21 protein-coding genes are annotated in these 19,951 nt (G+C 45.9%); 6 read left to right on the top strand and 15 right to left on the bottom strand.

All coding sequences use genetic code 11. The annotated features are described in order from the left end of the window. Window positions 1-9 precede the first annotated feature (9 nt). The 4 genes from BM271_RS05530 to BM271_RS05515 are packed head-to-tail and all read right to left on the bottom strand — an operon-like array spanning window position 10 to window position 3,042. The gene (locus BM271_RS05530; RefSeq protein ID WP_046791124.1) at window positions 10-705 is read right to left on the bottom strand and encodes an amino acid ABC transporter permease; all 696 of its coding nucleotides are present in this window, start codon (window positions 703-705) and stop codon (window positions 10-12) included. Next, entirely contained in the window at window positions 698-1,405 is a 708-nt protein-coding gene (locus BM271_RS05525) for an amino acid ABC transporter permease (protein WP_234960452.1), read from the bottom strand. Before BM271_RS05525 ends, BM271_RS05530 begins: the two co-directional genes overlap by 8 nt. A gap of 46 nt (window positions 1,406-1,451) precedes the next feature. Then, window positions 1,452-2,279, bottom strand: coding sequence for a transporter substrate-binding domain-containing protein (locus tag BM271_RS05520; protein ID WP_052749913.1), 828 nt, complete (start codon window positions 2,277-2,279; stop codon window positions 1,452-1,454). Window positions 2,280-2,298: 19 nt separating this feature from the next. Beyond that, window positions 2,299-3,042, bottom strand: a complete 744-nt coding sequence (locus BM271_RS05515) for an amino acid ABC transporter ATP-binding protein (protein ID WP_046791126.1) — start codon at window positions 3,040-3,042, stop codon at window positions 2,299-2,301. A 185-nt stretch (window positions 3,043-3,227) separates the two neighbouring features. Here BM271_RS05515 and BM271_RS05510 point away from each other — a divergent pair, with 185 nt between their 5' ends. Beyond that, window positions 3,228-4,418 carry an acyl-CoA dehydrogenase family protein gene (locus BM271_RS05510; RefSeq protein WP_200795319.1) on the top strand — a complete coding sequence of 397 codons (1,191 nt, stop codon included), beginning with the start codon at window positions 3,228-3,230 and terminating at the stop codon, window positions 4,416-4,418. A gap of 201 nt (window positions 4,419-4,619) precedes the next feature. Then, on the top strand, window positions 4,620-5,813 hold the full coding sequence (locus BM271_RS05505; protein WP_046791127.1) for an RNA polymerase factor sigma-54: 1,194 nt from the start codon (window positions 4,620-4,622) through the stop codon (window positions 5,811-5,813). Window positions 5,814-5,884: 71 nt separating this feature from the next. Here the strand turns inward: BM271_RS05505 and BM271_RS14630 are convergent, their stop codons facing one another. Genes BM271_RS14630 through BM271_RS05480 form a run of 6 tightly spaced genes read right to left on the bottom strand, consistent with a single transcriptional unit; the run spans window position 5,885 to window position 11,130 of the window. Then, on the bottom strand, window positions 5,885-6,364 hold the full coding sequence (locus tag BM271_RS14630) for a dihydrodipicolinate synthase family protein (protein ID WP_338061311.1): 480 nt from the start codon (window positions 6,362-6,364) through the stop codon (window positions 5,885-5,887). Continuing rightward, window positions 6,318-6,746 (bottom strand): dihydrodipicolinate synthase family protein, encoded by a 429-nt coding sequence (locus tag BM271_RS14625; RefSeq protein ID WP_338061310.1) that lies wholly within the window; start codon window positions 6,744-6,746, stop codon window positions 6,318-6,320. The genes BM271_RS14630 and BM271_RS14625 overlap by 47 nt, the downstream gene beginning before the upstream one ends. Continuing rightward, window positions 6,730-8,178 (bottom strand): Na+/H+ antiporter NhaC, encoded by a 1,449-nt coding sequence (gene nhaC / locus BM271_RS05495; RefSeq protein ID WP_046791129.1) that lies wholly within the window; start codon window positions 8,176-8,178, stop codon window positions 6,730-6,732. Before nhaC ends, BM271_RS14625 begins: the two co-directional genes overlap by 17 nt. Window positions 8,179-8,193: 15 nt before the next feature. Continuing rightward, complete coding sequence (locus BM271_RS05490; protein ID WP_046791130.1) at window positions 8,194-8,943, bottom strand: hypothetical protein; 750 nt, start codon at window positions 8,941-8,943, stop codon at window positions 8,194-8,196. A 10-nt stretch (window positions 8,944-8,953) separates the two neighbouring features. Continuing rightward, entirely contained in the window at window positions 8,954-9,955 is a 1,002-nt protein-coding gene (locus tag BM271_RS05485; RefSeq protein ID WP_046791131.1) for a proline racemase family protein, read from the bottom strand. Continuing rightward, complete coding sequence (locus tag BM271_RS05480; RefSeq protein ID WP_046791132.1) at window positions 9,952-11,130, bottom strand: NAD(P)/FAD-dependent oxidoreductase; 1,179 nt, start codon at window positions 11,128-11,130, stop codon at window positions 9,952-9,954. Before BM271_RS05480 ends, BM271_RS05485 begins: the two co-directional genes overlap by 4 nt. Window positions 11,131-11,270: 140 nt before the next feature. Here BM271_RS05480 and BM271_RS05475 point away from each other — a divergent pair, with 140 nt between their 5' ends. Genes BM271_RS05475 through BM271_RS05460 form a run of 4 tightly spaced genes read left to right on the top strand, consistent with a single transcriptional unit; the run spans window position 11,271 to window position 14,463 of the window. Continuing rightward, entirely contained in the window at window positions 11,271-12,635 is a 1,365-nt protein-coding gene (locus BM271_RS05475) for a sigma-54 interaction domain-containing protein (protein ID WP_046791133.1), read from the top strand. Between the two features lie 52 nt (window positions 12,636-12,687). After that, window positions 12,688-12,963: a (2Fe-2S)-binding protein gene (locus tag BM271_RS05470; protein ID WP_046514337.1), complete on the top strand. Its 276-nt coding sequence runs from the start codon at window positions 12,688-12,690 to the stop codon at window positions 12,961-12,963. Beyond that, a complete protein-coding gene (locus BM271_RS05465) occupies window positions 12,960-13,292 on the top strand; it encodes a (2Fe-2S)-binding protein (protein WP_046513621.1) in 333 nt (110 codons plus the stop codon). The genes BM271_RS05470 and BM271_RS05465 overlap by 4 nt, the downstream gene beginning before the upstream one ends. Further along, window positions 13,285-14,463, top strand: coding sequence for an NAD(P)/FAD-dependent oxidoreductase (locus BM271_RS05460; RefSeq protein WP_046791134.1), 1,179 nt, complete (start codon window positions 13,285-13,287; stop codon window positions 14,461-14,463). Before BM271_RS05465 ends, BM271_RS05460 begins: the two co-directional genes overlap by 8 nt. A 42-nt stretch (window positions 14,464-14,505) precedes the next feature. On the opposite strand, the gene BM271_RS05455 is transcribed toward BM271_RS05460, so the two are convergent. The 5 genes from BM271_RS05455 to opp3b are packed head-to-tail and all read right to left on the bottom strand — an operon-like array spanning window position 14,506 to window position 19,931. Beyond that, the gene (locus BM271_RS05455) at window positions 14,506-15,588 is read right to left on the bottom strand and encodes a M24 family metallopeptidase (RefSeq protein WP_046791135.1); all 1,083 of its coding nucleotides are present in this window, start codon (window positions 15,586-15,588) and stop codon (window positions 14,506-14,508) included. A 35-nt stretch (window positions 15,589-15,623) separates the two neighbouring features. Next, the gene (locus BM271_RS05450; RefSeq protein WP_046791136.1) at window positions 15,624-15,986 is read right to left on the bottom strand and encodes a DUF3899 domain-containing protein; all 363 of its coding nucleotides are present in this window, start codon (window positions 15,984-15,986) and stop codon (window positions 15,624-15,626) included. Between the two features lie 13 nt (window positions 15,987-15,999). Further along, window positions 16,000-17,979 (bottom strand): ABC transporter ATP-binding protein, encoded by a 1,980-nt coding sequence (locus tag BM271_RS14605; RefSeq protein WP_074924548.1) that lies wholly within the window; start codon window positions 17,977-17,979, stop codon window positions 16,000-16,002. A 10-nt stretch (window positions 17,980-17,989) separates the two neighbouring features. After that, entirely contained in the window at window positions 17,990-19,051 is a 1,062-nt protein-coding gene (gene opp3C, locus BM271_RS05440; protein WP_082103701.1) for an oligopeptide ABC transporter permease, read from the bottom strand. Further along, window positions 19,002-19,931: an oligopeptide ABC transporter permease gene (opp3b, locus tag BM271_RS05435; RefSeq protein WP_046791137.1), complete on the bottom strand. Its 930-nt coding sequence runs from the start codon at window positions 19,929-19,931 to the stop codon at window positions 19,002-19,004. The genes opp3C and opp3b overlap by 50 nt, the downstream gene beginning before the upstream one ends. Between the last annotated feature and the right edge of the window lie 20 nt (window positions 19,932-19,951).

The raw sequence follows: 19,951 nt of genomic DNA, 5'->3' as shown, positions 1-19,951 counted from the left end.
AGGATATCTCTACACATAACCTCTTCTCATTCTGTTCTCCAATTTATTGACCACATAAGTCAGCGCCCCACAGATCACCCAGTATACCAGTGCAGCCGCTACAAATGCTTCCAGATAACTGAATGTCTGTGCACCGACCAATCTTGCCTGAGCAAAGATATCGACTACCGTAACCAGGAATGCGAGCGACAAGGCTTTGATGATGATCAGGAAGGCATTCATCGTATCAGGCAGCGCCTCTGTCATGACCTGCGGTATGATCACTTTCCTCAGCGTCTGGCTTGTACTGTACCCCAATGATTGGGCAGCCTCTATCTGGTCCTTATCCAATGAATGCAGGGCTCCTCTTATGATCTCCGATTGGAACACTGAATAACAGATGCTGAAAGTCACGATGACTACAGCTGCGGAATTCAGCGATGCCGGATCAAATCCCACGCCGAATAAAGACAGGAATGACGTAACAACCAGCGGCAATGAGTAATACACCAGGTACAGAAGGACTACGTTCGGCGTCCCTCTCAAAAATGACTGCAGTACCGCAATGATCTGTTTAACCACCGGTATATTCAGACTTTGGATGTATGTGAGCATCGCACCCAATATAAAAGAGAGGATCAGGATGACTAAAGCCAGGAACAATGTTTTTGGAACGACTTTGACGATTTCAATCAGGCTTTCAAATACAGTGACAATATCAAACATTGTATTCAGCCTCCTCTTTCATCTCATATCCCGTCCTGTTAAGCACCCGCTTCTTCCTTCTTTCGAGATATCTTATGATCTGCTCGGAAGCGAATGAAATACCCCAGTAAATAAATGCCACTGTGAGGAATACTTCAACCTGCTGCATGCCGAAGGAACCGGAACTGATTATTGTCGCCAGCCCCATTATATCCACCACACCGATCGCGAAGACCAGCGAACTGTCGTGGATCAGGTGGATGATTGCATTTCCGAGACCCGGCAGCGCAATCGGGGTCATTTGCGGAATGATGATCTTAGTCAGCTTTTGGAATCGTGTGTAACCGAGACTCTCAGCCGCTTCATGCTGCCCTTTTTCAATTGCCAGATATGCCGGTCTGATCACTTCGGACATGTACGCCCCATTGTATATGATCAGGCAGACGATCGCAGCCGTCATCGCACTTATATTTGTCACATCAAATCCCAGCAGCTGGAGCAGCACCGGAATCCCGAAAAAGAACAGGAACAGCTGCAGCAGAATGGGGATGCTTCTCGTAAATGATATATATAAGTCGGTTATAAGGTTGAGTACCGGCACTTTTCTGATTCTTATACCCGCAACCGGGACACTCAGCAGAAAGCCGAAGACCGCAGACACCACTACGACGAGCATGGTAATCGGGATGACCCTTAAAAACTCCGGTAGAATACTTATCATATATTGAAGATCCACAATTCATTCTCCTCTTCATGCAGCGTTTCGGTTACTCCTCGTACTGGAAGATATCCTCTCCATAAAACTCGTTCGAAATATCGGACAGTACACCTTCATCCTTCAGTTCAGCCAGTGCCTCGCCGACCTGCTCATTCAATTCCACGTTCTCTTCCGAATCATGGATCATGAAGTAGGTTGGATTCACTTCAACGGGTTCTGTAATATGTATGTCCAGTCCGCCCTGTTCAATGATTTCACCCTGTCCCAGGTTGGAAGGGTTCACGAATGCATCATATGTACCGGCGTCCACTTCCTTCAGACGATCGGAGGTCGGAATGCCGCCGTCTGATGTCTTGAAGTCAATCTGGTTATCCGGATGCTCTTCATTGTATGCCGTCAACAAGTTGAACACACCGCCCGTCGGTGTCACCGGTACAACTTTCTTGCCTGCAAGGTCATCGAGGCTCTCGATTTCTCCCTCCATGCTTGCTGTCGCGAATATCTTCATCAGGCTGAATCCGTTATGTTCAGAGGGAACCAGGTAGCTTTCCTCTCGTTCTTCGGACAAGATCAACCCTTGTGCAATCATGTCATACTGGCCGGTATCCAGACCGATTTCCGCCGCGCTGTCACTCGTACCCTGGATGTTGAATTCATAGTCCTCCAATTTTTCATCGACTTCTTTCAGGATCTCGACCTCGTAACCCGTCAGTTCACCGTCATCTCCCGTATAACTGAGTGGTTTCGATGAGGATGGGACTGCCACTTCAACTGTTCTCGTTCCGTCCTCACTTGCTGTCGCATTCTCTTCTCCGCCACTGCCGCAGCCGGCAAGGAAAGCCCCCAGAACCGCTGTGAATATTATTAGTTTTTTCATCATTCATCTCTCCTGTCTCTTATTGTGCTGCTGCATAGAATTTATTCAGGAACTGCTGTGTCCGTGCATTATCCGATTCTTTGAATATCTGTTCCGGCCTGCCGGATTCGGCAACCTGTCCCTTGTCCATGAACACGACCTTGTCCGAAATATCCTGGGCAAATGACATTTCATGTGTTACCAGAATGATCGTCATCCCCGACTTCGCCACTTCTTCGATGGATTTCAGGACTTCACCGACCAGTTCAGGGTCGAGTGCGGAAGTCGGCTCGTCAAAAAGTATGACTTCCGGCTCCACTGCAAGGGCCCGGGCGATGCTGACACGCTGCTGCTGTCCGCCTGAAAGCTGGTTCGGATATGCATCCACTTTCGCTTCGAGCCCCACTCTTTTCAGCTCTTCCATACTTTTTTCATATGCTTCTTTTTTCGATTTCTTCTGGACTACCATCTGGGCGTCCATCACATTCTCTATGGCTGTCTTGTTCTTGAATAGATTGTATTGCTGGAACACCATTGCCGTTTTCCTTCTGAGGTTCAATGTCTCTTTTTTATCAATGGAGCTGAAATCGTAATCAAGTCCACCCAGGGAAATAAAGCCGCTGTCCGGTTTTTCCAGCAGGTTGATGCACCTGAGCAGGCTCGTCTTGCCGGTACCGCTGGGCCCGATCAATGTGACGACTTCGCCTTTTTTCACTTCCAGATCGATATCCTCAAGCACTTTATTGCCGTGAAAGGATAGATTCAAATTTCTTAAGTTAAGCACAACGTCACCCACTCTATGTATAGTCAGAATAATAAAAATGATATGTTTATTATAAAGGTTATTACCTACTTGTCAAATAGGGATTAAGTGATTATTTCTTACTCCCTATTGAAAAAACGACTGAGTTGATGCGATAATAGAGTAATTCATAGTCTAATTGTTGGTTTTAGGAGAGGAGTATCATCTTGAATACATTACAGGAACTTGATATGAATGGCCGGCTGGCGTTGACGGAGGAAACGGCCAAAAAATTCAAGGAGTCTTCACGGGAGCACGACGAGAATGTCACTTTCCCATTTGAAAACTTCGAAGCCCTAAAGGCGATCGGTTATCCGCAGCTGTCCATTCCGAAGGAATACGGCGGTGGCGGTGTTTCCCTTCATGAATTGATGAAGCATCAGGAGATCATCGCAAAAAATGACGGCGCCACGGCCCTGTCCGTCGGCTGGCATATGGGTATCATCATGGATATCGGGGAGAAGCACTCGTGGGATGATGAGAAGTACAGGAAAGTGGTCGCTGACGTCATTGAAAACGGCTCCCTCATCAACAACCTGGCGACGGAGCCGGCGACCGGCAGCCCGACCCGGGGCGGCCGACCGGAAACGACCGCGAGAAAAGACGGTGACAGGTGGATTCTGAACGGCAGGAAGACGTTCGCCACATTGTCGCCGATATTGAAGTATGCGGTCATCAGTGCATCCATTGAAGGCACAGATGAAGTCGGCAACTTTGTTGTCGACACTGCACTTAAAGGCGTCCATATCGATGAAACGTGGAACTCGGTCGCAATGCGCGCATCCGGCAGCCATGACTTCATAATGAAAAATGTGAGGGTGGAAGCAGAAGACCTCGTCTCCTACAGGACACCCGGCAGGAAGTCACCGGCAGGATGGCTCCTCCACATTCCGGCATGCTACCTGGGGATTGCACGTGCAGCACAGGAAGCTTCAGTGAATTTCGCAGCAGAATATTCACCGAACAGCATCAAAGGGACAATCTCCGAACTGCCGAACGTCCAGGAGAAGCTCGGCCGCGTTGAGCTGATGCTGATGGAATCCGAACATTTCCTTTATTCCGTGGCGCGGAAGTGGGATGAAAGCAGTGCCGAGGAAAGACAGCAGATGGGAAATGAACTCGGTGCCGTAAAGACTTCAATCGTCAATAAGGCAGTGGAAGCCGTCGATCTCGCAATGAGGGTCGTCGGCGCCAAAAGCCTGTCCGCCGACAGCGAACTGCAGCGTCACTATAGGAACGTCCGTGCCGGACTTCACAACCCGCCGATGGATGACATGGTCATTATCGGATTGGCCAAAGGATCGATCAGCAGAATCAAAGAGGCAAGAAATGAAAAAATGACAAGCAACGCTGAATAAACTAACAGAGTCCGGAGAATATTTATATATTCTTCGGATTTTTCATTTGCTCCTCGGATTGCATATGAATGACACTCATTTATTATATATTTTTTAATAGTTTGTAACGTTTCATATAATATGTTCAGTTATATAGAATCTTTCTATGGTCTGTGCTAGTATGTATTAAATGCTTCATGCAGGAATAAAGGAGAGTTGAAAATGATAAACCTTGATACATTTGTTGCGAATGAACTTGGTATTTCGTTGAATAATTTCATCTACAATTCCATCAGTATTTTTAAGTATGACACGCATGAACTCACCGACTATATTAAAAATAAATGTGATGAGAACCCTCTGATCTACATAAGCGAAGATAGGATTCCTCTCTCGGCTTTATCCGATCACTATCAGACTCAATCGACCGGCATTTTCACTGAGTTGTTCACCCATTTCAACTGTACCCTCGATGAACAGAAGAAGACAGCGATGCAGTATATTCTTTATTCCCTTAATTCATCTGGCTTTTTGGAAGCGGATACAAAAACTGTTTCTGACATGACCGGTTCTTCGCCCGAAGAGGTACAAGGACTACTGAATATGCTGAAAGCCTATGATGACCGTAAAGGAATCGGCTGCACGGATGTTTACGATTTTCTTAGATTCCAGCTGAGAAATCAGGACATGTACAATGAAAAACTGTTCACGCTGTTCATCTCAAACCTCGATGCGATCAACAGCGGCGCCCTCGATTTCCTGGAGGATGATGAAAGAGCAGATCTGCTCGAGTATGTCCGGCTTATTACTGAATCCTGCTCCCTCTCCCCCATCTCGGAGGATGAACCTGAATATCTGGAACCAGATGCAACGATCTCAGTTGAAAATAGATCATTCAATATTGTCATCAATGATTATCTTTCAGACTGCATCGTATTCGAACCTTTGGATATTCAGTCACAAGATAAGGATTTCAAAAAGGAAATGGAGAAATACAGGCGGGATTATGAAGAACTGGCTTCAATTCTGAACGCCCGGAAAATGTATCTGAGCAGTGTGCTGACCATCATTGTGAATAAGCAGAGGGACTTCCTGTTGGGAACTTCAGAATTTTTAAACCCCCTGGATCAGAATGACCTGGCCGATGCGACTTCCCTCAGCCCAGCGACAATCAGCCGCCTGCTTGCGGGTAAATTCGTGTCGTCTCCAAAAGGGACTGTCCCGATCAAGTCACTCCTGTCGAAAAAATGCTGCAACGGTGCTTCTGTCAGCTATGCAATGCACCTGATTAAAAGCTTATCTGACTTCGAAACGATGCCGGACAGTAAAATTTCAAAGAAACTGTGTGAATTCGGCGTCACCCTTTCCAGAAGAACAGTGAATAAATATAAAAATGAGATATTAAGTCAAAATTAAAGGAGTAGTCCAAGGGGAACGGACTACTCCTTTCTCTATGCGTCATACGGGGATAGTGCTCTGTGGGTTGCCTAATCCAGTTTTTCCATCAGTGATTTCAGTTGACTGACCTCTTCTTCGTCGAGACCCAGTCTCGGCTTTCTGGAAGGCCCGCCGTTCAGACCTTTCAGGTCCATCGCCTTTTTGACGATCTGGACGTACTTGCCGGAGTCCTCCAGGAACTCACACAGCGGCAGCAGATCTTTATTGAGCGCCTTCGCTTCATCGTACTTGCCGGCCTTCACCAGCTCATACAGTTTGGCCGCGCTGTTCGGTGCGATGTTGGCTGCCACGGATACCCAGCCCGTCGCCCCCTGCACGAATGATTCGAATGCCAGGTCATCCGAGCCGCAGAACAATACAAGATCCGTATTATCTGCGATGGCCCGGACTTTGCGGATGTCACCACTCGATTCCTTGATGTACTGCACTTTATCGAGTTCTTTATCAATCTTATAAATCGTTTCATTTTCCAGATCGATATTTGCAGTGAATGGATTTTGTTTTGACATCATTCACATCCTTGAACTGATGGAACGCCTCTTCTTCCGTCGGCGTCTGATAGAAGGAGTTGATGAGCAGCAGGCCGTCTGCATGATTGTCTTCCGCATGATTCGCATACTCGATGACCTTGCTTGTCCGCTCGTCGGCGATACCCACCAAAAGCTTCGTATCGGTATCTTTCACCATCGGGCCCACCAGCTCCACGATCTGTTTCTTCTCCGCCTCGTCCAGTGAAGCAAACTCGCCGGTGCTGCCGACAATGACAATGCCGGCCGCCTTCTGGTCCAGATAATACTGCACGTTCTCTTTCATGCCATCGTAATTCACGCTGTAATCCTTATGCATCGGTGTGATCAGTACGGGGAATGCCCCTTCAAACTGTTTTTTCATAGATTTCATATCCTCCATTTTCTTCATGATCTTCATCTTTCGCTTTTTCATGAGCATCTTTCTCCATTATGAATAATCCGAAATAACCGTATATCAGTGAAATTATTATCACTAAAAATCCATACCAGAAGAATGGCAGGTATGCTAATGTCGCTACGCCGAGTGTGGTTGCCATGAAAACACCGCCATCAGACCACGGCACCATAGGAGTGGTTACTGTACCTCCGGCTTCAACGTTTCTTGACAGCAGTGTGCGGCTCACATTTTTACGGTCGTAGTTCTCTTCAGTAATTTTGGTGCCGGTAAGCAAAGAAACATAAGCTGCGCCGCCAAAGAATACACCGAAGAATGATGCCAGCATCGTTGTAAGCGTAAGGTTTCCGGTATTGTTCGCCCATTTGGCGAACAGGTTGCCAATCACTGTAAATGCACCGATTGACTGAAGTAAACCTCCAACGCCCAAAGCCAGAATGATCAGTAGGATGACTTCAAGCATGAATGTGATTCCGCCCCGGTTGAGCAGATTATCTATAAATGCGATTCCTGTACTCTGTTCGCTGCCTGAATACAGTGTCTGGATCGCTTCTATGAATCCGTATCCCTGAAACAGTGTCGCCCATAAACTCCCCAGTAATGCTCCAAATAGGATGACTGGAACTGACGGCAACTTAAACGCCAGCATGATAATGACTATTACTGCCGGAATCAGCATCATCCAGGACACATTGAAATTCTGCTCCAGACCTGTCAGGGTATTTTCAGCAATCGACAGATCCCCCTGCCCATCGTACATGACTGCACCCACAATCCAGTAAAGAACCGCTGAAATGATAAATGCAGGTATCGATACGAATGACATAGACTTAATATGCCTGAAAAGATCCACTCTTGAGAGCGAAGCTGTCATTACAGTTGTATCTGATAAGGGCGACATCTTATCTCCTACATAGCATCCGGAAATAACTGCTCCAGCAACTAAATAAGTCGGCAGCCCAAAGCTTTCCCCGATACCCATCATCGCAATCCCCGCTGTACCTGCAGAACCAAATGAAGTCCCTGTGGAAAGTGCAGTAATCGCACAAATAATCATGGCAGCCATCAGAAAGATACTTGGACTGATAATATTCAAACCATAATAAATCATCGTCGGCACTACCCCGCCGGCAATCCAGGAACCGATCAGGGCGCCGACCGCAATAAGTATCAGAATTGCCCCCATGCCTTCATAGATACCTTTTAAAAGTCCTTTTTCCATTTCCAGATAATTGTGGCCAAGGTACACCCCAAAGCCCAGTATCACAAACCAGACTACAAGTAGAGCCAGTTGTATCGGCAATTTCAAAATAACTATAAAACCAAACATTATGACAACAAACATCCCAAGTATCGTGAGCAAGACACCGAGACTCGGCAGTTTCTTTTCCTTTGTCATATGAATCCCCCTTAATTATTTAATGACAAACCCTTCTGTATATATATCAGTGTGATCGATATAGAACTGCGAGTTCGATATCAGCTGATATGCATGTTCGAACCTGCCATTTTGGATTTTGATATCATCCCCATTCAATGTTGTTGTTCTCTCAGTCCCCAATTCTCTGTCGAAAAGAGAAATCACCTCTATGATTGGATAAGGCAGGATATCATTGTTCTTATTCGCTGCTGCATGTTTCCCATCATTGCTTAAAACCAGGTAATCATAAGTACTGTCATTCAGCTTTTCAATTTCCTTTTTGATCGAAGTAATATATTGAATATCCATATGCAGCCCGGTTTCCACCAGCTTTATCTTTTTGTGATTCACTTCATATAAACCATCAGTCAAACCGACCTCATATAATGGCGTTTCAATGAGCTCATTCTGGCCATATTTCTTCGTTCGGCCGTTGAAATCCAGAGAGTAGCTTTCCTTTTTTTCAATCCGCCCCCGGTCGACCAGTGATGAAACAAATGATTTCAACAGAACGTCTTCGTTTTCAATACCGGTGATTGAATCAAGAGTGACTGTCAAACCGCCCGTAATCTCATCTTCATGAAAAATCAGCAGATTCATATATTTACTTCCTCTCGGCTCGTTCAGAAGCAATTTTTTTACATCGAACCCTTCAGGTCCTGCCCTCAGCTCGTTTTTTTCAATCACCCGCAGAAGCTGGCCATGTATATGGATGTCATAGCTGTTCACTGTTTTCACAATCATATTTTCACCCCTATATATCCGGTATCAGCAAATAGCCATTTTGTAATGGATCTGATTCATTCATATAAAAATCATGCCTGGCCATGATCCAGGCGGAACCGGTAATCGACACTTTGTTGAATGTGATGCCATTTTCTTCTTTAGAGCTGATGAGCCGTGCCTTGAACTGTGATCCTGTAATACTTTCATGAATAAAGACATCATTCTCACTGATCCTGCCCTCTTTATACAAAGTCGCGACTTTCGCACAAGTGCCTGTCCCGCACGGTGAACGGTCGATACCGCCAGGCGGAACGACCACAGTATTCCTGATCACCTCTCCCTCTTCATACAATTCCATATGTGTCAGCTTATTGATGAAGGGATATTCAGGATGCCTGACGTCATGTTCACTGTTGATGACATCCCGCAATTCCATTGCGGCCGCCACAATACCCTCGGAGTTTGCGATATCGAGTGACAAGCCTAAATCTTCCGCCCTGATGATCCCGTAGAAATTACCGCCGTACGCTATGTCACACCTTACATTCCGGCCTTCAAACAGGACATCGACCGTTTTTAAATGAAAGGATTCCGTGCTGACAAAAGTTACTTCTTCAACTTTACCGTTTTCCACTTTGCATTTTGCTTCAACGACACCCGCAGGCGTATCAAGCACGACGGATGTAAACGGTTCTTGCCGCTCCACATATCCCATTTCGACTAAAGCAGTGCACGTCCCGATCGTGTCATGTCCGCACATCGGAAGATAGCCGCCCGTCTCTATGAATATCACACTGTAGTCCGCTTCCGGCCGCAAAGCCGGCAGCAGAATCGTACCACTCATGACATCATGGCCCCGCGGCGGATTCACAAGGAATTTCCTGATATAATCATGGTTCTCTTTCATGTCGAGCATCTTTTCCTGGATGGTATCCCCCGCGAGCTCCGGCATTCCGGCCAGGACAGTACGTGTCGGATTTCCGCCGGTATGGGTATCCAGTGTGATAAACTGCTTGCTGTTTTGATTCATGCGTGCACCTCCCTGAACCTGTTGATGTCAAGCGGACTGATGTCGTCCTCGAGTGAGTCTGTCACCATCTGGGATACCCAGAGTCCGGTTATTGCCGACAGCCCAATGCCGTCTCCCTCATGCCCGGCTGCAATGTAGAAGCCCGGAATCTTCGTTTCGGACAGGACGGGCAGATGGTCCGGCGTCCACGGACGGAGGCCGGCATAGCTGCGGATGATATTCATATCCTTCATCTGCGGGAAATATTCGATGGCCCGACGGGCGATGAGCTGGATGATCCTATGATCCACTTTTGTGTCAAAACCCGTGAACTCCCGGCTGCTTCCGAGCAGGAAATTCTGGCTCTCGGTCGCCTCATGGACGAGCGCGATGCCGTAGTCGTTCATCTCCTTAGATGCCTTGCGTTCCTTGCCGAACTTCGTCATCAGGTAGCCGAATTCCTGAATTTTACGCGTTCCCATAAGTTCCGAGCGGGATGCCACAAGAATGTGACCTTTCCTCGGTTTGATCGGAACATTCATGCCGAGCATATTCGCAACTTTCGGGGCATGGACACCGGCGGCGTTGATGACCTTCCTCGTTTTGAATACATCCCCGTGGGAAAACACTTTGAAGTTCCCATCATGCGTCTGCTCAACATCCGTCACCCGGGTGTTCTCAAATAATGAAAAATCATATTTCTTCGCCTGGTGGACCAGTGCAAAAGTAAGCATGTAAGGGTTAACCGTCGCATCGTTCGTACATTCGATGCCGCCGACAAGATGATCGGAAAAATATTTGGAGTCATTTTTCAGGTCCTCCTTCGTCAGTTTCCTGAAAAATTCATCCTCACCATTTTCAGCATTATGCAGGTCCACCCACTCATGTGCCTGTTCGAGCTCATCGTCATCCGCACACAGGAAGATGCTGCCTGGATGCCTGAATTCAAACTTCATTTCCAATTCTTCGGACAGCTCCCTGATCAGAGCCTGGCTCTTTATCGCCATCCGGCTGTCGAACCCGGGTTCCTTATCGATCAGCAGCACATTCCCATCGCATTTGGAACTCGTACCTGAAGCGAGCGTACTCCCTTCCAGCAAAGCCACCTTCAATCCGGTTTTCGTCGTATAGTAGGCAATGCTTGCGCCAATGATTCCTCCGCCTATGATCAATACATCGTAAATGTCTCTGTTCAATGAATCACCCCACCTCCTTCAATTACTACTAAGAAAAAAGGATGCCAGCCTTAAAAACTTAAATCACTAGAAAGTTTGATTAACTCTGTAAATATTTATATAATTATTATTAGTAATTTAACAATAAGGGGATGTTAGAAATGCTGGAGAAGGCGCTTATAAAAGAACTGATCAATTTCCATAATCATTCGTTCACGATCATCGATAAACAGGAGAACGTCATCTACTGGAGCGACAGGGCTGCAGAGATTTTCGGCATGAGCAATGAATATGTCATCGGCAAAAAAATCACGGAAGTCTTCAGGGAAGAACACCTGGTCATGCTGGAATCACTCAGGGAGAATAAGACAATCGTAAAAAAACAGCATAAGGCGACAAACAATATATATGTAGATATAAAATCCATGCCCATTCTGATCGACGGGGAAGTTGAGGGCGCCATCGTCTCCGAAGTCAACGTCACCGAACAGAAGCTCCAGAAGGAGCAGATTGAGACACTGAAGAATAAAGTCAGCGTCCTCTCCGATAACATGAAACAGCTCAAAGACTCGAACTTCAGGAATATCATATACAAAAGCTCCGTCATGGAACATGTTAAGAACCAGATTGAAAAAGCGGCGAAGACGAATGCGAACATACTGATCACCGGAGAGACCGGTGTCGGCAAAGAACTCTTTGCCAAATCAATCCATGACACAAGTGCCGTCAAAGGAGAATTCATCCCGATCAACTGCGGTGCCATTCCGAGCCATCTGTTCGAATCTGAACTCTTCGGGTACGAAAAAGGGGCGTTCACGGGAGCGAACCGGGAAGGCAACAAAGGGAAGATTGAACTCGCAGAAGGCGGGACTTTATTTCTCGATGAGATGGGGGACATGCCGCTTGATATGCAGGTGAAATTCCTCCGGGTGCTCCAGGAAAAGCAGTACTTCAAACTTGGCGGCAACAAAGAGAAGTCGGCGGACTTCAGGCTGGTTTCGGCCACCAACCGGAAGATTGCAGACCTCCTCGCCTCGGATGACTTCAGATCCGACCTTCTGTACCGGATTAATGTCGTCAACATCCACATACCGCCGCTCCGGGAACGGCCGGATGATATAGAATCGCTGTTCTTCTACTATCTGTACAGTCTGTCCGAAAAGTACGGAACAAGCGTCAAATACGCCAACCAACAGCTGATCAACCACCTGAAGGCATACCACTGGCCGGGCAACGTCAGGGAACTCATCAATGTCATCGAAAGACTGGTCATCTTCTCGAATGAGGAAGCACTGAATAACGAGATTTTCGACCAGTATCTGACCGAAGTCGGCGAAGATGCAAAACAAGCCACACTGCCCTCGGTCACTGAAGAACTGGAACTGAAAGACTACGTGGAAAAGATCGAAGCGGATTATATCAGGCATGTGCTGGAGGAGAATGGCCAGAATGTAGAGAGAGCCAGCAAAGCACTCGGCATCAGCCGCCCTACCCTTTATGCCAAAGTGAAGAGATTCGGGCTGTAGCTGGCATCTTTTTTTCTTACTGATTGATAAAAGGGAAAAAGAGGTGTTCCATATGAGGCAGGAAGACGATTTTGTCGTATGCAGATGTGAAAATGTCTATTATTCAGATCTTATAAATATAATGGAGAACGGAACGAATAATTCAAGGGAACTCAAATTGAAATCACGGGCAGGCATGGGATTCTGCGGTTCGCGTACATGCGGGCCGTTCCTCGAAAAGCTGACAGGGGATCAGAATGACGCGTCTCCCGGCTATGTGCATCTGAAATCACAGCCGCCAATCCGGACCATTTCATTGAAAGAACTCTCAGGGGAGGGCGAATCATGACAGAACGGATACTGAATCATAAAATACTAGGGGCCATCCGGCACGAATTTGTCCCTTTCAAATGGAACGGAGAAACCATTTACGGTGTGGAGGGGGAAAGCCTGACAGCCGCCCTGCTCGCCAACGGCATAAGAACACTCAGAACCCATGAAAAGGACGGCAAACCGAGAGGCCTCTACTGCAACATCGGCCACTGTTCCGAGTGTCGCGTCACCATCGGCGGAGAAAAGAACCAGAGAGCATGCCTGACACCAGTGAAAGAAGGCATGAGTGTCAAACAGCAGACAGAACTGCCACATCTGGTGAAAGGAGATGACAGCCATGTTTGATACGATCATCATCGGTGCAGGACCGGCCGGGCTGAGTGCCGCAAAAATACTGCAGGAAAGTCAGAAAGTGCTGGTTCTGGATGAATACTTCCATGCAGGCGGCCGGCTCCTCGGCCAGCTCTACGAAGAAGAAAAAGGCAGATGGTGGAACGGGCTTGAAATCGCCCGCCGGCTGATCATGGAGACAGAGGGAAAGAGTGAAATCCGGCTGAGCACCTCCGTGTACAATGTGGAACTTGATGACATTTATACCGTCTATACGACAGCAGGCGTCTTCAAGTCCAGATCACTGATCATCGCCACCGGCGCACGGGAGAAATCCACACCCCTCCCCGGCTGGGATCTGCCCGGTGTCATGACCGTCGGCGCCGCCCAGGTGCTCACCAATTTCAGCCGGGTCAAACCGGGTAATAAAGGCGTCATCATCGGCATCAATCCATTATCCATGGTCATCGCCATGGAGCTCGGCTATACGGATATCGAAGTTGCGAAAATCTGCCTGCCGCCGAAAAATAAGATCAACGACCAGACACCTAAAGACGCATTCGAAACACTTGTCTCACTCGGCAATTCCGCCCCTTCAAAGTTCATTTCATTCGGAACGAGAGTGGCCGGCAGAGTAAAGCCGCTTCATCCCGCAGCATTGAAACTGTTCCCTAAAGGCGGCGTCAAAGCCATGGGGCTTCCAATCTCAATCAAGGAGAAGATCATCCGTATAAACGGTACAGAGAAAGTGGAGTCAGTTACAATGCAGAAGACCGATTCTAAAGGCAGGCCCGTTGGCAGGAAACGAGAAATCCAGTGCGACTTCGTCTGCATATCAGACGGACTCGCCCCGCTCAGTGAAATCGGATCTTTGCTCGACCTCAGGCACGTATATTCAGAACCCCTCGGCGGGTATGTCCCGCTTCACAGTGAGATGATGGAAACAGAACTCCCGGATCTATATGTCGCAGGCAACGTAACCGGCATAGAAAACGCCAAAGTCGCCATGTACCAGGGACAGCTCGCAGCCCACCGGATACTCGGGGACGAAGAAGCAGCCATATGCACACTTGCAAGCATCAACAATGAAAGAAAGAACGCAAAAGTGAAATTCCACAAAGACCTGATCCACGGAAGAGAGACAGTGGAGGCGATGTGGAAGGATCTTGGAAAAGAAAATGTATAAAGAAAGTCCCACTTAATACAAATGATTAAGTGGGATCTTCTCTTATTCTTCAATTATAATTAGTTCTTTAGTAGAAGGTGTAAGCACTTCACAACCCCTATCAGTGATCAGTAAAACATCCTCCACCCGTGCTCCGCCTATACCTGGAAGGTATATCCCCGGTTCCACACTGATGGTCATATCTTTTTCCAATACTTTATCTTTTTGAACAGAGAAGAGAGGTTTTTCGTGAACTTCCAGTCCGATTCCATGTCCTGTGCCGGTACCAGATTGCTCATTATAACCTGTTTCAATCAAATGTTCCCTCATAAGATGGTCGACTTCAGTATCCTGCATGCCAGGCCTTATATTTTCTACACAATTATTAAATGATTTCAGAACAATCTCCTGTATCTCTTTCATTTTTTCCGAAGGCTCCCCTATGGATACGGTTCTGGAAATATCCGCCCAGTACCCTTCAAAACATGCACCGAAATCTATAGTGACCATTTCACCTTTTTCAATCACCTTATCAGTAGCTCGGCCATGCGGCAGAGATGATCTTACTCCGGAAGCGACAATAGGCGGAAAACCTGTTGAATATCCTCCCTGGGATTTAATGAAACGCCCCAATTCTTCAGCAACTTCAAGTTCAGTCAGACCGGATTTAATGAATTTTGTAATGTGTTTATAAGCTTTATCAGTAATCCTGCATGCTTCACGTATGTTTTCAATTTCATCAGACGATTTAATCATTCTGATACTTTCTACAACGTCATAGGTAGGTACCAATTTCCCCTCAACCATATCATCCAGCCATCTTTGCAGACCAAAACTGAGATGTCTTTCTTCAAACCCCGTTTTTTTAATAGTCCTTTTGTTTACCTGATTTGCAACTTCTTCATAGATCTTTCCTTTGTGACCGGTGTGTCCAGAATGAAGTACAATTTCAAAATCAGTTTGCTGGCCAGCCTGCTCAAAATACCGGTAGTCAGTAATCAACAGCTTTTCATCACGGGTAATCAGAATGACACCGTTGCTACCGGTAAACCCTGATAGGTAACGGATATTCCAAAGACCTGAAATTATAATCGCTTCAACATCATGTCTCTCTAATTGATCCACCAATTTTTCTACTTTATCCAAAATAATTTCCCCTTTAAGTTAGTTTTCATCAGAATTCAAAAAGCAGATAGGATGGTTGAAAATATAACAAGAAGCATACCTATGACCAAAATATACAGTGCCAATGACCTGTTCTTTTTATCACTTGCGACATTTGGAGCTCTGACTTCATTTTCTTCGACAAAAATCTCCAGCTTGGAATTATGTTTTAAAATGTCTCTGAAACTCTTGAAAATCCTGTCATAAACCCCTCTGCCTATCATCCATATGAAACCTCCTGCTATGAATAAAACCAGACCAGCCATGAAAATGATATCAAGAAACATGACAGGAATTTGCAGATCAAATGATAAAAATATAAAAACCATCATGGCCATACTGAAAGAAACGAAGAATATACTTCTATTTGCCACAGTCATTCAATCCCACTCCCTAACTATCAACTAATTCAAAAGCACCTTTCTTTCTGTACATTTCAAGTTCTTCCTCCGTACATGATACAAAATGGTCGGGAAATACTTCTCTCATCTCTCCCTCGACACCTGTCTTTTCCCATGTAACATCTTTAAACTTCTTTCTCGTTTTCTCACTGTTCGGGTCTGGCACGGGTATAGCACCAAGCAACGATTGAGTATAAGGATGCAATGGGTTTTCATATAACTCATCACTTGGCGCAATCTCGACCATTCTCCCTTGATACATAACCCCCACTCTGTCGCTAATGTGTTTAACCATCGACAGATCATGTGCTATAAAGAGATATGTCAGACCTTGTTCTTTTTGCAGTTTATTTAACAGGTTGATGACCTGGGCCTGTATGGAAACATCCAATGCAGAAATCGGTTCGTCAGCGACTATAAATTCCGGCTCTACAGCAAGTGCTCGGGCAATGCCAATCCTCTGTCTCTGACCTCCGCTGAATTCATGCGGATATCTTGTAGCATGTTCAGGATTTAGCCCAACCGTTTCCAGTAGATCCTCCACCTTCTTCCGCCTTTCTTTTTCGCTCTTATATAAGCCGTGTATATCCATACCCTCAGCAATGATGTCAGCAACTGTCCAACGTGGATTCAATGATGAGTACGGATCCTGGAAAATCATCTGTATCTGCTTATGCAGCTCCACTTTATTTTTCTTTGCCAGCCTTTCACCTTTGAAATATATTTCTCCTCCTGTTGCTTCATATAAATTGACCAAATTTCTTCCAGTCGTGGATTTACCGCAACCGGATTCTCCTACAAGTCCAAAGGTCTCACCTTCATATATTTCAAAACTGACACCATCCACTGCCCTCACTTCATTATTTTGTCCTGCATTGAAATGCTGTTTCAGGTCCGTGACTTCTAAAAGTTTGTTTCCCAGTACTTTTTGATCAACGGACTCCTTCTCTTCCTCTTCAGTCAGCAGAATATCCTCGATCTCATTCTCCACTTCCTGCCCTACTTTTTCATGAAGCAGCCACGTGGCCGCCTCATGTGTATCCGTAACTTTGAACATCGGAGGGTGATATAGAAAATCAATTTTCAACGGAGCTTTGTTCCGCAGGGCAAAAGCGTCCCCTGCCGGCGGGTGCATAAGATTTGGGGGAGAACCCGGAATGGACATCAGTCTGCTGTTGGAATCCCTTAGATTCGGCATAGCTTTCAACAGCCCCTTAGTGTAAGGGTGGCTCGGATTGTAAAATATCTCTTCAACCTTACCAATCTCTACAATTTTACCCGCATACATGACAGCAACCCTGTCCGCGATATTGGCCACAACGCCCAGATCATGAGTGATGAAAACAATTGATGTTCCCCGCTCTTTCTGAATCTTTTTAAACAGGTCGATAACCTGCGCCTGTACTGTAACGTCTAAAGCGGTGGTCGGCTCATCAGCTATCAATATCTCAGGGTCACATGCCAATGCCATTGCAATCACAACCCTTTGCTGCATACCTCCTGAAAATTGATGGGGGTACTGGTTTATCCTTTTTTCCGGTTCATGTATCCCTACGAGTCCCAGAAGTTCAATTGCTCTAGCCACAGCTTTTTTCTTCGAAATCCTGTTATGCGTGAGTATACCTTCAATAATCTGATTTTTGACAGTCATCGTTGGATTCAGAGAAGTCATAGGATCCTGAAAGACTATTGATATTTCTGACCCCCTCAGTTTCCTGAGTTTTCCTTTGCTGAAACTCAATATATTCTCATTTTTGTACTGTATATATTCTCCGTCAATTTTGCCAGGAGGCTGTGGGATGAGCCCCATGAGACTTTTGGACATGACTGATTTCCCCGATCCGGATTCACCAACAATGGCGAGTGTTTCCCCCTTATCGAGATCAAATGAGACATTTCTAACTGCCTGTACAACGCCGGCGTAAGTATCAAATGACACACTCAAATTTTTCACGGAAAGAATTTTATCCAAACCTATCACTCTACTTTCTCATTTTTGGATCAAAAGCATCTCTTAAACCATCACCCAGCAGGTTAAAGCTAATCATAATCAGACTGATGATGATTGATGAGAACATCAGCATATGGGGATAGATCTGAATCAATTCAAATCCATCATTGACGATGGTTCCGAGAGACGCTATTGGTGGCTGCAGTCCCAATCCAATGAAACTGAGAAATGCCTCGGTAAATATCGCTGTTGGAATTGTAAACATCGTGGTAATGATAATCGGTCCAATGGAATTCGGTATCAGATGACGCCATATCAACCTCGTATCTCCAGCTCCCAAAGTCCTGGAAGCTAATACGAATTCCTGTCCCTTCAATTTAAGGACCTGTCCCCTTATAATTCTTGCCATGTTTACCCATCCAGTTATTACCATAGCCAAGGTAATGGATACTATCCCCGGTTGCAGTACGAGAATGAGCAATATGATCACAATAAGGTTCGGGACTCCGATCAGCACTTCTATGATCCGCTGCATCACATTATCAATTTTCCCGCCGTAATACGCTGATATACTTCCGTATGTCACACCGATAAGCAAATCTAAAAGTGCGGCGAGAAATGCAATATAAAGGGAGATGCGTGTTCCTTCCCAGACCCTTGTCCAAACATCCCTGCCAAGGTTATCTGTTCCGAACCAATAGTATCCATCTACATTTTTCACTGCATAAGTGTCTTGCCCCTCAATATCTTTTCCATCCAGTCCGAGAAAAGGAACATGTTCCAGCGCGGGCACTTTTGGAGGCAGATTGCTGATTTTCAGATTCTGTTCATCGAATTCATGGGAGTTCATGTACGGACCGGCAAGTGCCAGAAATATTATTATGATAATCAGCACCAGTCCGATAATCGCTCCCCTGTTTTTCTTCAGCCGTTTCCAGGAATCTCCCAAATAACTCACAGGCTTTTGCGAAATGACTTCAACATCCTTATCCAATTGTCTTTCCACTTCAAATAGATCGTCAGTCAGTTTCTGTTCAGGGATACTAATTTCGTCCACCTCCAGAAAGCCGAATTCTTGGATCAACGATTCCATACAGTATATCGACAACAAATATCACAGCAATGAATAACAGACTGAAGAATAACGTCACACCCATAATAACCGGGTAGTCATTAGTTAATATTGAGTTGACAAACTGTTCTCCAAGTCCAGGTACACTAAATATCTGTTCCACTACAAGCGTTCCGGTCATAAGTGAGACCGTAAGTGGCCCGACAATGGTAATAATGGGAATCATGGCATTCCGAATGCCGTGTTTTCTGATTACTTTCCATCTATCTACACCCTTTGCATGAGCAGTTGTAATGTAGTCCTGACCAAGTACATCAAGCATTTCCGAACGCATATACCTTGCAATGGTCGCCATTACAAAAGCAGCAAGAGAGATGGTAGGCAGAATCGAGTATTCAAAACCCTGCCAAAATGCGACAGGCAGCCATTGCAGTCTCACACCTACCCAGTATTGAAGCAAGCCAGCAAAAACAAAATTGGGTATTGAAAGCCCCAGTACTGCAATGATCATGGCTGTATAATCCATGAAAGTGTTATGCCTTACAGCCGCAATTATCCCGAGCAAACCGCCGAGCACCAGCCCAAGCCCCATGGCCTGTGCTCCGAGTATTGCCGAAACACCTATTCTCTCCCCAATGATAGTGGTCACGGAACGGCCGTCGAATTGAAAGGAGACTCCCAATTCTCCGACCAGAACATTTCCAAGATACTTAAAATATTGCATTGCTACAGGTTCATCCAATCCATACCTTTGATTTAATATTTTTTCCTGCGCTTCACTCAATCTTTCATCATTGAATGGTGAACCTGGTAATGTTTGCATTAAAAAGAATGTCAATGAAGCGATCAACAGGAAAGTAAAAATCATATAACCTAATCTGCTCAATATATACCGTGTCACTGTTACACCTCCTGGATATC

Source organism: Salinicoccus halodurans, from assembly GCF_900114445.1.
GTDB classification, from domain to species: Bacteria; Bacillota; Bacilli; order Staphylococcales; family Salinicoccaceae; genus Salinicoccus; species Salinicoccus halodurans.
Note: the sequence above shows the minus strand (reverse complement) of the source record. Positions and strands in the feature narration are given on the sequence as shown.